Here is a 15,520-nt window from a genome sequence, read left to right as displayed (position 1 = left end):
GCGCCGAGATGTCGTTATGATCCAGAGATTTGTATAAAATTTTGATACAAACTAACTCCCTGCCCGTCCATCCGTCTTCCTGAATCGAATCAGGGACCAGATAACCAGTAACGCGAGTACAGATAAACAGATGCTGATGCTGAAACGATTGCCCTCATCAAACACAAACATCACTGCAATTACACTAAGACAAAGCACCACTGCTCCAGTGATGTAAGGGAATCCCCAAACTTTGAATGTCGGTTTTAGCGGGTATTTCTTGCGCAGCTTCAGCTGTGAAGACGCAATACAAATCCACACAAGCATCACCACGAACCCCGGAACCGCCAGCAACACGCGGAAGAGCTGATCCTGTGCGAATAGTCCCAACATGGAACCTCCGAGCAAGACCACGGCACATACCAGTAGTGTGTTAACTGGGCTGCCGTTACGATTCGTTTGTGATAATGCCTTGGGCGCTTCACCACCTACCGCCATGGAGTGCATCATTCGGGATGCACCGTAAATGCCCGAATTTGCAGCAGACAAAACGGCTGTCACCAAAATAAAGTTCATAATATGCGCTGCACCTGGGAGTCCCGTGGAAGCCAGCACCTGTACAAAGGGACTGCTCTCTGGACCCAACTCATTCCACGGAATGAGGCCACAGATGATGAGAATCGGCAGCGTGAAAAATAAAATGATTCTCAGCATGAAGTTCCCCACAATTTTGGGCATCACCTTGTCCGCATTTTCCGTCTCGGTCAGTGTCAAACCAATCAACTCCGAACCTCCATAAGAGAACATAACAACCAGCAGAGCCGAGAAAATTGATGACCAACCGTTCGGGAGGAAGCCCCCAGCTTGCGTGTAGTTTTGCAAATACGGTGTATTGTCACTTGGAATAATTCCAAAGATCAGACCAGCACCAAGAATAATAAAAATAATAATCATGGCGATTTTAATGCCTGCCAGCCAAAATTCAAATTCCCCAAATACACCTACACTCAGCAGATTAATCAGTATAATAAACACCGCGCACGCCAGACTAAGCATCCACAGCGGCACTTCCGTGAACCAATACTGCAGAAAGCTGCCTGCGGCAATTACCTCAATTACACAAACCGATAACCATAGGAAGCAATACATCCATCCCATGACAAAGGAGACTCGGCTGCCGAATGCTTCCTGCACAAAATCCTTCATATTTTTGTTCTTGTAAACCGTAGCCATCTCCGCCATCGCAGCCATGACAACCAGTAACAATAATCCAGCAAAAATGTACGTTACAATGACTCCCGGACCTGCGAGTCCAATCGTTTCGGCGCTTCCTTTGAAAATTCCGGTTCCAATGACACCGCCCATAGCCATAAAGCTAATATGTCTTGGTTTAAGTTTCTTCTGCAATGTTCCTTCTGTCTGAGCCAATTCCAATCCTCCTGATGTAAAAAACGTCTGCATTCCTGTTTCATGTTTATATAAACATAATGTCCAGTATACCCTATTGTGCATGCCTCAGCCCAGCAGTTCCGTACGGCCAATTCATCCCAAGCCTATGCTGACATGACGTATGTTTTATACCCTACAATGATACGAGCCAATCGGTATGCATCGTAACCTATTCATTTAAATATATTCTACTCTCCTTGCGCCCTTGAATATGTATGATTTGTTGCAATCCACCACTATGTTCAAAACAATTATGCACACGAAAAAACCAGCGGTCTGTATGCAACAGAATGCTGGTTATCTGTGTTCACGTTATGCCGTTATGCCTATATATCTATCATCCATTTATAATTCCTTCGTCATAAAAGCACTGTTCGGGTCCAAACGATAATCTGCAAATGGCTCACAGTAAACAAATCCAAAGTCCTCATACAGCTTCCGCGCCGGGATAAAAGAATCCATCGAACCTGTCTCCAGACTGATCCGCTGATACCCCCGATTCTGGGCAACCCCGATAATATGGGCAAGGATTTGTCTCGCGACGCCTTTTCTGAGGTGAGCCTTGGCTGTACGCATGGACTTCAACTCTGCATGCTCCGAATTCAGCTCCTTCATGGCACCGCAGCCGAGCAGCTCATCTGCTTCCCATGCACACCAGAATGTAATCTCAGGTTTCTTTAACCCATCCAGATCCAGGGCGTGAATGCTTTCCGGCGGCGAATCTGCTGCCATGCCTTGCAAATGTTCTGCAATTAATCCAATGACTTGATGACCGCTCAAATCGTCTACTTTGATCTCCATATCTACCACTCCTGCCGACAATTTTGTTGTATGTTGTATCACAGAATACATGACTATTGTTTATATAGTACTACCATGACAGGTTTTCTGACAACAGCTTCAAAAACACAAATGAAATGTCTATTGTGATGCCCTGAAATTTCCATTATAGTGAGGCTATCTGAAACCAAAAGGAGCGAAGAATATTGCGTAGCAGCTATGTAGTTAATCGTCGTTTTGAGGTGAAGCAAACTTAACTTATTCAAAGGAGACCCCCATGACACTATCGACTGAAAATCTGTTTTATAGCAAACGATTGAAAATGACTCCGCCCCGTGCAGAAGACGTGCAGACCATGCTGCAATGGAATGAAGATCCCGAATATTTGCGAAATGTGGATACGGATATTGCCATTCCTTTTTCGGAAAGGCAACTTGAAGATGAAGGTGAGACGAAGGACAAGGAAGTTTACTTCCGGCTTCGAACACGTGAGGATGAACAACTGATCGGATTCGTTGTCATTCACAGCATTGAATGGAACAACCGGTGCGGACAGCTTGCCATTGGCATCGGGCTCGCAGAGCATCGCAACAAAGGGTACGGAACGGAAGCGTTGAATCTTATTTTGCGGTATGCCTTCCATGAATTGAATCTGGACCGGGTAGGTCTGGATGTCATCGCCTATAATGCAAAAGGCATCCGTGCCTATGAGAAGGTCGGCTTTCAGTTGGAAGGTCGCGCCAGATCAGCCGTGTATCGTGACGGCAAGCGCTACGATCGCTTATGGATGGGCATTCTACGACCAGAATGGGAAGCACACAATCAGATCAATGTGGAGGGTGGACAAGCATGAATATGAATGCGGAAGTCACTGAATTTATCGAACAGATCCCGGTTCCCTGGCAAGTCCAGGTTGCAAGCAAACTGCGGGAGTTGGTACATGAGTCGATCCCTGAAGTACAGGAACGTGTGCAGTACAAGAAACCTCATTTCCTGAAAAACGGTAAATACGCGGCGGTCATCTCCCCGTCCAAGCCGGCAGTATCCTTCACGATCTTCAATGCAACCGGGCTTGACCTGCCAGATGGTATATTCGAAGGCCCGGCAGAACGCAAAACCATCAAAATCAAGGAAAAAGATACGCCGGATTATGAATGGTTGACTCGTCTTCTGACTCAGGCATCGGCAGAACTCTAAGCATTAGAGAATACGATCAAATAGTGAGACTATCTTGAATTTTCATTTCTCCATTTGGCCAAGACGCTAACGAATCTGTTACACCCTAAATGGCTGATTCTTAAGAAATGGAAACTTTAACGAATCTCAGTGGCGTTATTTCGGTGCAACAACGGCGTCAAAGCCTTATAATCGACCCCATCGATGAAATAACGTCTCTGTAATTCGTTACATCTCAGCATGGTGCAAATGGGTGCGAATAACGTGTGTCAGGTTCGTTAAACCAAAATAAGGTGAACAAGGGGCGTCCAGTGTCATCCTCATGACTTATGGACATCCCCCTGTTCATACGAAGGGGCTTTCCGTAATGTTCTAGATACGGAATAGCCCCTTTTAAATATTCGACTGTCTTTACAACTTCTGTATTGCATCTATGAAATATCAGATCTTTGCTTCCTTCATCAGGACTGTTGATAAGATACCGCAGTCATCTGGCATGGCTCGCAAATGAACATGTAATACATACCATCCCCATACTCCTCAACCTCGCTCCAGTCCAGTTGACCAACGGCCCTCATCCTTGAAGAGCAGCATGGACAATTTGGATACTCCGCGTCCTGAACCCATCCAGGATGGCCCCCAATCTGGGATAAAGAAGGCTCCATCGCCCACTCACTGGCATGGTACGCCTGACGTGATGCAATCGCAATCCGAAACTGCCGCCCTGCATCCGGTGCAAGCTGAGCATAGTCATCCGGGTCAAGATCATCCGCCCCCATGGGCATCACATTATGCGCACTCCAGCACAGTTCACCTGCTGAATCCATCTCCATATAAACGACGCCATAACAGCTGCATATCACGCAAGTCTGCACTCGAAGTCGCTCACTGTTCCAAGCTACGTCCTGCAATGCTGGATGCCCGACATCCAGCTCAATTAAGGTCGTTAACTTCCTGCCACACCACTTACAGTTATTGGCACTGGGTAAAAGCATGGACATTGGATCGCCAATTAACGTGTCGTCAGTACCTGTATTCTCTATTACTTTATAGAGTGCATAACTTGGGGTGGTGAATAAATCCCTGCGCTGGCCTTCATTCGTTAACTCCCAACCGGCTTCGGTTGTATGGTGCTCTGGTGCGACATGCAGCTGAACTGCCCAGTGAGGTGGAGACTGCCTCCATTGCTGGAACTGACGTACGACCACTTCATCTCCAATATAGGCGAGCATGAGCAATAGATTATTCCGATTCTCATCATCGGTGTTCACCTGCTGTATGAGTTGATCACGTACTTCGGCAGAGGCACTCTTATACAAAATGACAGGGTAGTAGATTTCGCGCTCCAGCAGCTCCAAAATCTGTGCAGACAACGAAATATCATGGTAACAAACCAGATATACCAGAATATCTTTACCCGTATCATCATCTCCTGCACGAATCAGCTGCATCGCATAATCAATCATGAGAGCTTGCTGCTCCATAGACAAGGACAGATATACCTGTTCCTGGGATTCCTCATATGGTACATAACGGATCAATGGATCATGAGCCTGGCGAGTATGCATGATTTTCAAAATCTCCACAGGGTCCGTCATTCCCTCATACAAGTTCACATTTCGCCGATTGGCCTCAATGTATTTTTGTTGTGCCTCACGTTCCATCTCCTGCTTGCAAGGCATGCAGTACCCGCCTGTTCTGACAGCCGTTGCTGGCAAAATCGTATTTGCGCAACCCTCTCGTATACACGGAATGCGTTCTGTCATCCTATGGGGACCCCCTCTGCTTGTGTGATTCACCTCACGATGCGCTGCGCTGAGCGCACAATATCATATCGATCAGCCGGCTTGTTGATCAGTGATGTCCGAGTTGGTCCTTCGTAAATTCATAAAAAGCGATCGCATCTTCGCTGCTGGCAAAGCCCGCCTGAGCGATCTTGTCGTTGCCGCCGCCTTTGCCCTGGTAGGCTCCGAGATTGCCCTTGAAGAAAGGTCCGCAAGCCCACTCCGGCGGCTGTCCGTTCTGTGCCAGAACGACTTTTGCCTCCGAGATGCTCGCAAAGAGCACAAGTCCCTCATGTTCTGACGTTAGCTTGGTCGCCAGACTCTGCATATCCTTGAGCGATTTATCCTCAAAGATTTGAGCAATGACAAGCCCTTCCCGTGCGGATAAAAGCTCCTGCGCATAATAAGCGTCATTCGAAGTTTTCACAGCGTTCAGCTCGGCTTGCAGCTTCTTTTGTTCTGCTTCCATTTTATCGATTCGCTCCGCAAGCTCTTCCCGGCTGGTCTTCAATTTGGCTGTAATCCCTGTAAGCACGCTCTGCGCGGCGTTGAACTCATTCAGTGCCCGATATCCGCATTTAAAATAAACCCGGGTGCCACCCTTCACTTTCTCGGTTTTCAACAGTTTAATGATCCCGATCTCACCTGTGGCTGACACATGTGTTCCACCGCAAGCATTATATTCCACACCCTCGATCTCCACGATGCGAATATCTTCGGTTACGGAAGGCTGCTTTACCAGCGGCAGACGTGCCGCTTCTTCCGCAGTGACCCAGGAACTGTTGATTTTAGCATTTCGGTAAATCTGCTGATTGGCCTCCATTTCAATTGCAGCCAGTTGGTTCGCTCCCAGTTCGGCTGCGGCTACATCAATCGTGATATAATCTGTCCCTAGATGAAAACTGAAAGTCATCGCATCTGCCTGCTTCAGCGTAATGGCCGACAGCAAATGCTGCCCGGTATGCTGCTGCATATGATCGAATCTGCGCTGCCAATCGATTTGGCAATCCACCTCATTCTGCTCGGGCGCACGCTCCAGCTTATGCAAGACCTCACCGTCCTCACTGATCACATCCAGCACGGCAATGCCACCAATCTGCCCCAGATCACAAGGTTGTCCACCTCCATGTGGGTAAAAAGCTGTTTCCGCCAGTGTGACATATATACCATCTTCCTTGTCCACTCTACCTGTAATTTGTGTATGCCACTCCCGTGTGTACGCGAAGTCATAATAGATTTTTTGCGTCATTGAATCATCCCAATCCCTTCTCGTTCAATCTCGGCTACCTATGTACTTGACTACAGATTACACTATCTCGCAGACTCATGCCAATTTCTGCCTTCCGTAATCGCATGACAATTACAAAAAAGGCCAACCAAGAGGATTCCGGTTAACCTAATCATCCGAGAGAAGGCTGCTTCGAAAGCATACGCTATCGTTAAACTGCTTCATCGCTTATACACCGCTAATTCAATCTTTTTTCATTCAGTTTCGAGCACCTGGCATAATTAACATCTTCCCTCGCAAAAGCCTCGATATCCTTCTTCCGCCACCTGCCCGGCCTCGATGATCGCGCCCTTCATTAATATTGTGAAAAAAATATCATTTTGCGATAAGCTGGATCGATAGATTAGCTATACGAAGAAGTTTTTCTTTGGTAATCGAAGTTTTGGCAATGACCCTTAATCCCACCGCTACATTGTGCACATATTCCGCCAATTCCCCCGCATCATACTGCGGTGTGAACTCACCGTCTTGCTGCCCCCACAGAATAATGTCCCTGAATAATTGCTCTTCGGCCGCAAACATCTCCATGGATTTATTATTCATATCGGCGTCACGGGCAGAAAGTTCCACCGTCGAATTCACGATTAAGCAACCAGAAGCTGGATTCTCTTCTCCTGAGATCAAGAAGCCCACAATAAACTGAAGTGCTTCCGTTGCCGTTTTGGAACGCTTTACCCCTGCTGCAAGTGCGGTGCTAATTTGTTGATCATAAAGCTCTACTGCCTTTAGAAACAGCGTATGTTTGTTGCCAAATGTGTCATACAAGCTTCTGCGATGGATTCCCATATGCCCGACAAGATCGGTCATGGATGTCTTCTCGTAGCCCTGTTCCCAAAAAAGTCTCATCGCTTTATCTAATACGATGGACTCTTCGAACTCTTTGCTTCTGGCCATTTGGATTCCTCCTGTCTAGAAGGTTACAATCACTTTGCCCTGGGAATGACCCGTCGACACTTTAATCAACGCCTTGTTAATGTCTTCAAATGTATAAGTTGAATCTATAGAGGGCTTGATATTTTCTTTTTCAACAAGTGTAGTGATTTTCTGTAACTGACTTCCATTTTCTTGTACAAATAAAAAACGATATTCATTTTGATTCTTACGAGCTAAAGAATCTAACCGAGCACCCACTAAACCAAACAATGCTTTTTTCCACAATGGAAAATCATGATCAACTGCAAAGCGATAATTAGGCCCGGCTTTTAATGAGACCAATTTCCCTTGCGGTTTTAAAATAGCCAGTTCAGCTTTGATCTCGTTAGCCCCCAAAGTGTCAATCACATAATCAATATTGGATAGGACGTCAGCATAATTCTCTGTCTTATAATTAATGAATTGATCCGCGCCGATCGACATTGCACGAGATCTGCCTCTTTCACTGCCACTTGTAATAACATGTAATCCCATGGATTTGGCAATGGGGATGGCCATAGCGCCGAAGCCGCCGGTTCCCCCAGGAATGAATAGCTTTTTATTCGGCTGGGCAGCTAGTACATCATGCAATGCCTGATAAGCTGTCAAGGCAGTAAGGGGTACTGCAGCAGCTTCAATAAAAGATAGATGTTCAGGCATGATGGATAAAGCATCTTCATTCACGGCCGCATATTCGGCAAAAGCACCTATTTTAGCAAGTGGCAGCCTCGTATAGACAGGGTCACCCACCTTAAAATTCAAAACATCATCACCAACGGCTTCAATAACGCCAGACAGTTCATTTCCTAAAGTTAATGGCAACGCATAATCGGCAATCAACCGAACGCTACCATTCATATTAAGAATGTCCAGCGGATTTACACCTGCTGCTTTTACTTTGACAAGCACCTCACGGCTATTGATCTGTGGTATGCTTACATCATTTAATTCCACCTGGATTTTCTTTGAATATTTCCGTATTTGTGCTGCTTTCATGATCCATCCTCTTCCTTTGCTAATAAAATCAGGGTGGATGCGAATGCCTTAAACCAAAACACGGTTCACCCTGCCGATAGAATGTAATGTATGCATCAAGCTAAAATGTTTAGGTTACGCCGCTCACATGAACGTTTGTGAATAAATCATGGCGCACAACGATCCGTTGTACGCCATGATTTACCATTTACATTATGATTAACCTTTTCGGGATTTTAATTCTTCCATCGTAGGATAATCCGTATAACCTTTGCTTCCCAGGCCAAAAAATGTTGTTGGATCTGCTTCGTTCAATGGCGCACCTGCTTGCAGTCGTTCCACTAAATCCGGATTGGCTAATGACCACACACCAACGGGTACCAGATCAGCAATGCCGTTATCTATATCCACGCTAAGATCTTCCAGAGCTCGTCCAGCACGATTGACTAACAATGGATTCGTCCAGATTGAACGAATGTCTTGGAGCAGTTGTTCGTTCCCAAGATGCATGACATGAAGGTAAGCTAAATCCAATGGAGCTAATTCCTTAACAAGGTAGCTATAAAGTTCTGGACCTTGTTCACCATCTTGAATCCCACCAAGAGGTGTCCCTGGCGAAATACGGAAGCCTGTTCTTTCCGCTCCAATTTCATCGACGATAGCTTTTGTTACTTCGATCGCAAAGCGAGCACGATTTTCGATTGATCCCCCATATTCATCTGTCCGTGTATTCGAATTTTCTCCGATAAATTGATTGATCAGATACCCATTGGCTCCATGAATTTCAACGCCGTCCGCACCTGCTTTAATAGCTGCTGCTGCCGCTTTCCGGAAATCCGCAATGGTCGTTTGAATATCCTCTTTACTTAACTCACGCGGAACAGGGATCTCCTGCATTCCTTTGGCAGTAAACATCTCTACACCGGGTGCGATTGCAGATGGTGCAACAGGTTGGCGATGATGTGGTGTGTTGTCTGGATGTGACATGCGACCAGCATGCATTAATTGGATATACATATATCCACCTGCTTTGTGCACTGCATCTGTAACCTTTCTCCATCCTTCAATATGTTTATCCGTATAGATCCCAGGGGACCATAAGTAACCTTGCCCATCATCAGAAGGCTGTACCCCCTCAGTAATAAGGAGTCCCATTGACGCTCGTTGAGCATAATAAAGGGATGTTAGCTCTCCCGGTGTCCCATCTTCTTGTGATCTACTACGTGTCATCGGTGCCATTGCTAAACGATGAGCTAATTCCATTGTTCCAATCTTCGTCTTACTCCACAACTTTTCCATTTCGAGACTCTCCTCTTTCGATAAAGTTCCATGCATATACGAATTGAATTTAAAATTCTGAAAGGATTGGATAGATTGGGCCTCTCAGATTGAAATCATAGTTCTGATCTACAATCCCTACCACTTCGTTGCTATCATACAAATCCACCATGAAGCCCGCCATTTGTTTGGCAGTATGGTACCTAGGCATGTTTACTTTGTAATCAAATTCCTCAGCATCTAATGATTTCTTGACGAATTCCGTTTCCGTTATCGCTGGTGCCAGAATTTTTGCCTTTAGCTTTGCACCTTTCAGTTCGAGTTCTTTGGCCAGCCCTTCTGTGAAGGCACTCACGTAATATTTAGATGCAGAGTAAGCGACGCTTCCAACAGCAATGGCATATCCAAGTGCGGATGAGACGTTAATGAGTTGAGTACCTTCTACATCAGCATAATCTCTTACATATCGTGTAGAAAGGATGGTCAAGGATTCGATATTAACACGCAACATCGTTTCAACCTTATCCAGCTTCTGTTCTGCTACAAAAGAACCTTCACCAAGCCCTGCATTGTTAATCCACGTCTCAATTTGGTATTCTTTTAAATTGTCGTACAGCGTGTAAGCCTGATCTGTAACAGACAGGTCAATTGTACGAACAATAACATCTACAGCAGGATCAATATCCTGAATTGCTGACTTGAGTTCTTCCAATTTATCCAATCTTCTAGCTACCAAAATCAAGTTTTTGCCGCGTGCAGCAAAGGCCAATGCCGTCTCATATCCAATCCCTGAACTTGCTCCTGTGATCACTGTGTATTTCATCTTATTCTCTCCCTCAGATTATTCAGATTAGTGTAGATAAGCTTGCAAAACAATTTTAGAACGATCGTTCCCAAAGTCGCAAAAAAACAATTAGATCTAACTTGCTGTTACTATATCATTTCAAGAACGATCGGTAAAGAATTATTTTTGTGGTCTGTGATATCTAAAGCGGACAGTGTTACATCAACAATAGCATTACATTTTGCTGATCACTTGTAATCATCTCGAATAATCATTGCACATTTATGTGAACCATCGGCAAACCGGGAAGAAAAACGAGCATAAAATCAAGCGATACGCCGCTTGATTTTATGCTCGCTGAATTGTACTTGTTAATTTTATTTTATTTTGTCGGTAAAAATCATTAATATGATGAATATTTTATAGTCTTTTTGTCGGTAAATTTATAGTATAATGTCGTTTTTGATCATTAGTCTTCTTTAGCTTAATAAAAGAACAAATAAGCAGCTCGTTTATAAATTGCCGCAGTATTTTGAAGAAATTATTTTCTCCTATATCTTTTCTTTAACTCATTAAAGACGTTGCTTACCTTCTTATGAGTTCTAATGTAATTTTTAGGAACTCCGCTTATTTCAACAACATTTTCATAAGTTGGATAATCCCCATGATTTGTGATAAGAATTACGGCTTCTTTAATGCGCTCTATTCGCTCCTCCTCTACTTTGTTATTCATTCGCGCTTTCTGTAACTGTTTCTGTTCCTCAATCCATTCCAATAGCTCAGGAAATAACTTTTTAACAGTCTTTTTAGTAGTATCTAAATACTTGTAAAGATAGATGTCTGCTATAATCTCATTTTTGGCAATTTGATTGTTTATATATGTCTCTGCCCTTTGTCTCATCGCAGCACCATCTAACTTTCCTTTAATCACCTGATTAAGCTTATTAGGTTCTTCTGCATTTTTAATGAAACCGTATTTTACATAACAAACAGAACACCTATGAACATGATCATATTGTTGTCCATTCCAAGTCATGTTTGGCTTCTTAGAACGGATCATTGTAGTACTCGTTTGATATGAACTACATCAAGGCGACTGACAAGGTATTTTTCGGAATCGAGTTTGTCCAGATAGAGTCTGATATTTTTTCACCGAATTTATAAACTTCTCTGGTAGTTTGGTATTAATAAATTCGGAGATAGTCACTCCACTCTTGTACTTTCAAACCTTATGCCTTTGCCCAAGATCTTCTCGATATCATCGAACCCTTTCATAGGAAAAGCTCTAGAACTTAAATATACATAGGCTAGTCGCCCAGATTCTTCACTGAAATTAAAAGAAGCATAGTTCCATCCTTCAAAATCCAAAATAGTCCTCCACTCTCATAATAGGATTCTCTCACTTTGCTATCCAGTGCCTCAGATACTTGTTTTATGGTTTTTCCAAAGCCTATTTCTTTGAAACTAGGTAATTATCCTTGCTTCAAATATTTAACTGAGTCTTTTGTTAAATCTAAAAAGCATAGTGTTGTTGGACTCGATTCTTGTGTAGGGTACTTTTACTTCTATAAATCCAGCTACATAAGGGCCCACTTGATAAGGGTAAAATTATGAGAATTCCCTCGGTATCTGCAAACCATGTCACTGTTTTATGTCCAAACACCTTGTCATGCTTTAAGTAACCCGTTTAATATCCATACCTGCCTTGCCTGGGATTGATTACTTGCTGAATATCTGATACTTTTTTAACATCATTATTACTTAATATTCGCATTTGCTATGGCACCTCCGTAGTTCAGAATAGGTCTTGAAAAAGGCATTGAACCTCACCCCTCCTAAAAAAAGTATTTCCAGCTGTGTATATCTATCCTCCTACAGAAAAAAATCAAACGAAAGAGACCGGTCAATAGATCCGGTCTCTTCTTAATTTTATGTTTGAAAATATTACAACATAATATTTTTAGTTTAGTAGTTGCCCTAACTCAAGTAGGTTTTATTACCAACTTGGGTTTTTTATTAGTTAAATTAATGCTTAATCTATTAATATAAACTAACATATATTCGCCTACCAAGTCGTTGTTCTGATTGGATAGGATGCAGGACAATAGATTATCAACTTTGATCATTCCGGATCGGATAATTTTGACCTGCATACGACGTCTCGTTATCATGCCGCTCTGATCCTCATAAATAATCTCAACGGCCACAAGAACTTTTGTTTGCTTTCCATTACACAAAGGGAACCTACGTTCGTTATTCAACAAAAAAAGCTGCTTTCAAAAGCTGCTTTTTTTGTTGAAATTCTATTATAAAATACCGGATAAAATAAAGAATCGAATAATTTGATTAAATTTCTTTTTGTCTCGTCTACATAGAATATAGTGGCATAAAGCTAAAATTTTATATTTGAATCAATACCTCTTCTGTGTACTACTTTAATGTTCTAATGCCAATTGTATTACGTTTATCTAGAACGATCATACTATTCCACGAAAGAATCCAGCTAGCATCTGATGAATCAAGGATGAACGGGGATAATTCCATAAAAAATCCATGAGCATACCAACTAAAATTTATCTTAGACCTTCCGAATTCTCACATAGATGCGCTCTACACTATGTTTCATTACATTATTCCTCCTCTATTAGGTATGGATGGAGCGAGGAATAAATTATTTTCTTCACACCTGACAACGTTTGCCGTATGTGGATTGTAGTTTAATTGTATCAGGTCATTAGAAGTATAAGACGTTTAGCAAGGTAATGGGGTGAATAAGGCATATCATGTCGCAACCAGGCATCAATAGTTCCAATCAGGGCGGAAGAACCGTACCATATTGCAATCTCTTTGTGATTACCGGATTCATTTTGTTGACCGACCACTTCTACTCGATCGTTTTTAGCTTGGACCAGTCTACTGAACAATTTGAGAAGTCGTTCTGTGAAAATCGGTGTGCGCTTCGTGGTAAGTACCACTTGATAGAACTCAGAGTTTTCTGCAAAATGTTCAAGTAGTTTCACCAAAACCGGCCAAGCCTCTTCCGTTCTTTTCTTCTCAAATTCAGGAGCATATACATCCACAATTTGCTCAATGTGCTGAATCATCTCATCGGCGATCTTCTCCAACATATCCGTGATATCGTTATAGTGCAGATAGAAAGTTACTCGACTGATTGTCGCACGTTTTGCAATTTTATTTACCGACATTTTTTCGATATCCATTTCCTTCAGCAATTCAACAAACGCACCTCGGATTAACTGACGCGTTCGCACAATTCTTGGGTCTAACGCTGATTTCTTATCGCCCTTCATGCCGAGCCCTCCTTCAAATTTTTAACATTAAATATTCAACAAAAATTTGTTATTTATTTTTGATTTACACAACAAGTTCTTATTTTTTTGTAAGATAAGCAACAAAAATGACCAATACGTAAATTGCAATCTGTTCAAATATATATATAATCCTAATGTATACATTGTAAACTATACTACACGTTGTACAATTAGTCATGCGTGGATTGAAAGGATGAATAGAATTGAGTCAAGCTAGAGTGCAAGATGAACTCTCTGTAAAGAAAGGCCCCATCTTGTTTATTATGATTTTGGGAGCCTTCCTTGCAACGTTGAATCAAACCATCATGAGTGTCGCAACCCCTGAGCTAATGGGTGACTTTAACATTTCCGCAGCAACGGCACAGTGGTTAACAACAGGTTACATGCTAGTGAATGGAGTTCTCATTCCCATCACAGCCTATTTCATGCAACGTTTCTCAACCAAACAATTATTCCAAGCTTCCATGTTTATTTTCTTAATCGGCACCATCGTATCCGCCCTTGCTTCCAATTTCGGAATATTACTAACAGGTCGCATGATTCAGGCTGCGGGTGCTGGTATTATCATGCCACTCCTGATGAACGTTGTTATGACCTTGTATCCTCCTGAGAAACGAGGAACTGCAATGGGCATGGTTGGTTTTGCTATCATTTTTGCTCCTGCAATCGGGCCTACTCTTACCGGTTATATTTTGGTGAATTATACTTGGCAAACGATGTTTTACGGAATGATTCCGTTAACTCTTATGGTCATCGGTTTTGCTTTTGTATACCTGAAAAATGTATCCGAACGGGTCAACTCTAAATTCGACATCATCAGTGTTGTACTGTCGACCATCGGATTCGGAGCATTATTGTATGGATTCAGCAGGGCAGGAAGTCTGGGATGGTCAAGTGCAGAAGTACTTGTCTTCATTGCTGTAGGAATTGTTGCTCTTGCCTTATTTACATGGCGCCAGCTCGTTTCCGATACTCCCCTGCTTGATTTGCGGGCTTTCAAGTACAGCATGTTTTCCCTAACTACGATCATTAATGTCGCGATTACGATGATCATGTATGCTGACATGATGTTACTTCCCTTGTATCTCCAGAACGCACGTGGATTTACTGCACTTGAATCTGGATTATTGCTCCTTCCGGGTGCCCTTGTTATGGGTTTCCTTATGCCTGTGACCGGAAAGTTATTTGACCGATTCGGAGGAAAATGGTTGGCTGTTATCGGCATGGTAATCACCATCTTGACAACGACTGCTTTCATCGACTTAACCGATTCAACCAGTTATGGTTTCTTGGTATTAATGTCAACCAGCCGCCGAATTGGTATCGCTTTGCTCATGATGCCGATTCAAACTGCAGGGCTTAACCAACTGCCCTCAAGACTCAGCGCACACGGTACAGCCATCTCTAATACCATCAGACAAGTTTCTGGCGCTGTAGGTACTTCATTACTCGTGAGTGTCATGACTTCCCGTGCAAAGGTACATGCACAGGATATCGTAGCTACGGGTTCAGCCAACGCCCTCAGTCAACAGCAGTTGGCCACAGAATCTATGATCCAAGGTATCAATGATGCTTATGTTGTTATCATCGGAATCGCTTTTGTTGGATTGATTCTTTCCTTCTTTATCAAACGAACCAAACAAGTCGATGAGGAAGACTACAAACAAATTGTAAGCCAATGAGGCTTCATATTGTTAAGTTTGCTATCCAGGCGGCAGATCAAGACGTTTACGTCTGATCTCTCGCTTTTTTTGATTATTACCGTTTGATACCCAACGCAATA

General features: G+C 43.1%; 13 protein-coding genes. 3 read left to right on the top strand and 10 right to left on the bottom strand.

The features are described from left to right. Positions 1-51: 51 nt before the first annotated feature. Positions 52-1,407, bottom strand: coding sequence for an amino acid permease (locus JNUCC31_RS19665; RefSeq protein ID WP_228469116.1), 1,356 nt, complete (start codon positions 1,405-1,407; stop codon positions 52-54). A gap of 366 nt (positions 1,408-1,773) precedes the next feature. Then, on the bottom strand, positions 1,774-2,229 hold the full coding sequence (locus tag JNUCC31_RS19660) for a GNAT family N-acetyltransferase (RefSeq protein ID WP_192263587.1): 456 nt from the start codon (positions 2,227-2,229) through the stop codon (positions 1,774-1,776). Between the two features lie 256 nt (positions 2,230-2,485). On the opposite strand from JNUCC31_RS19660, the gene JNUCC31_RS19655 reads away from it, so the two are divergent. Together JNUCC31_RS19655 and JNUCC31_RS19650 are read left to right on the top strand one after the other, a co-directional pair. Continuing rightward, positions 2,486-3,061 (top strand): GNAT family N-acetyltransferase, encoded by a 576-nt coding sequence (locus tag JNUCC31_RS19655; RefSeq protein ID WP_192263585.1) that lies wholly within the window; start codon positions 2,486-2,488, stop codon positions 3,059-3,061. Between the two features lie 2 nt (positions 3,062-3,063). Beyond that, positions 3,064-3,405 carry a DUF1801 domain-containing protein gene (locus tag JNUCC31_RS19650; protein WP_192273166.1) on the top strand — a complete coding sequence of 114 codons (342 nt, stop codon included), beginning with the start codon at positions 3,064-3,066 and terminating at the stop codon, positions 3,403-3,405. A gap of 440 nt (positions 3,406-3,845) precedes the next feature. Here JNUCC31_RS19650 and JNUCC31_RS19645 read toward each other — a convergent pair whose 3' ends face one another. The 8 genes from JNUCC31_RS19645 to JNUCC31_RS19610 form a co-directional block, all read right to left on the bottom strand. Further along, complete coding sequence (locus JNUCC31_RS19645; protein WP_192263583.1) at positions 3,846-5,150, bottom strand: DUF1963 domain-containing protein; 1,305 nt, start codon at positions 5,148-5,150, stop codon at positions 3,846-3,848. 88 nt (positions 5,151-5,238) lie between these two features. Next, positions 5,239-6,417 (bottom strand): alanyl-tRNA editing protein, encoded by a 1,179-nt coding sequence (locus JNUCC31_RS19640; protein WP_192263581.1) that lies wholly within the window; start codon positions 6,415-6,417, stop codon positions 5,239-5,241. A gap of 354 nt (positions 6,418-6,771) precedes the next feature. Beyond that, the gene (locus JNUCC31_RS19635) at positions 6,772-7,350 is read right to left on the bottom strand and encodes a TetR/AcrR family transcriptional regulator (protein WP_192263579.1); all 579 of its coding nucleotides are present in this window, start codon (positions 7,348-7,350) and stop codon (positions 6,772-6,774) included. A gap of 15 nt (positions 7,351-7,365) precedes the next feature. Then, complete coding sequence (locus JNUCC31_RS19630) at positions 7,366-8,364, bottom strand: NADP-dependent oxidoreductase (RefSeq protein ID WP_192263577.1); 999 nt, start codon at positions 8,362-8,364, stop codon at positions 7,366-7,368. Between the two features lie 198 nt (positions 8,365-8,562). Continuing rightward, a complete protein-coding gene (locus JNUCC31_RS19625; RefSeq protein ID WP_192263575.1) occupies positions 8,563-9,642 on the bottom strand; it encodes an alkene reductase in 1,080 nt (359 codons plus the stop codon). A gap of 49 nt (positions 9,643-9,691) precedes the next feature. Then, positions 9,692-10,444, bottom strand: a complete 753-nt coding sequence (locus tag JNUCC31_RS19620; RefSeq protein ID WP_192263573.1) for an SDR family NAD(P)-dependent oxidoreductase — start codon at positions 10,442-10,444, stop codon at positions 9,692-9,694. A gap of 502 nt (positions 10,445-10,946) precedes the next feature. Further along, positions 10,947-11,441, bottom strand: a complete 495-nt coding sequence (locus JNUCC31_RS19615) for a hypothetical protein (RefSeq protein WP_192263571.1) — start codon at positions 11,439-11,441, stop codon at positions 10,947-10,949. Between the two features lie 1,690 nt (positions 11,442-13,131). Next, complete coding sequence (locus JNUCC31_RS19610; RefSeq protein WP_192263569.1) at positions 13,132-13,716, bottom strand: TetR/AcrR family transcriptional regulator; 585 nt, start codon at positions 13,714-13,716, stop codon at positions 13,132-13,134. Between the two features lie 284 nt (positions 13,717-14,000). Between JNUCC31_RS19610 and JNUCC31_RS19605 the strand changes: the two genes are divergently transcribed. Further along, positions 14,001-15,419 carry a DHA2 family efflux MFS transporter permease subunit gene (locus tag JNUCC31_RS19605; RefSeq protein ID WP_192273163.1) on the top strand — a complete coding sequence of 473 codons (1,419 nt, stop codon included), beginning with the start codon at positions 14,001-14,003 and terminating at the stop codon, positions 15,417-15,419. Positions 15,420-15,520 lie beyond the last annotated feature (101 nt).

It is taken from the genome of Paenibacillus sp. JNUCC-31 (assembly GCF_014844075.1).
Taxonomy (GTDB): Bacteria; Bacillota; Bacilli; order Paenibacillales; family Paenibacillaceae; genus Paenibacillus.
Note: the sequence above shows the minus strand (reverse complement) of the source record. Positions and strands in the feature narration are given on the sequence as shown.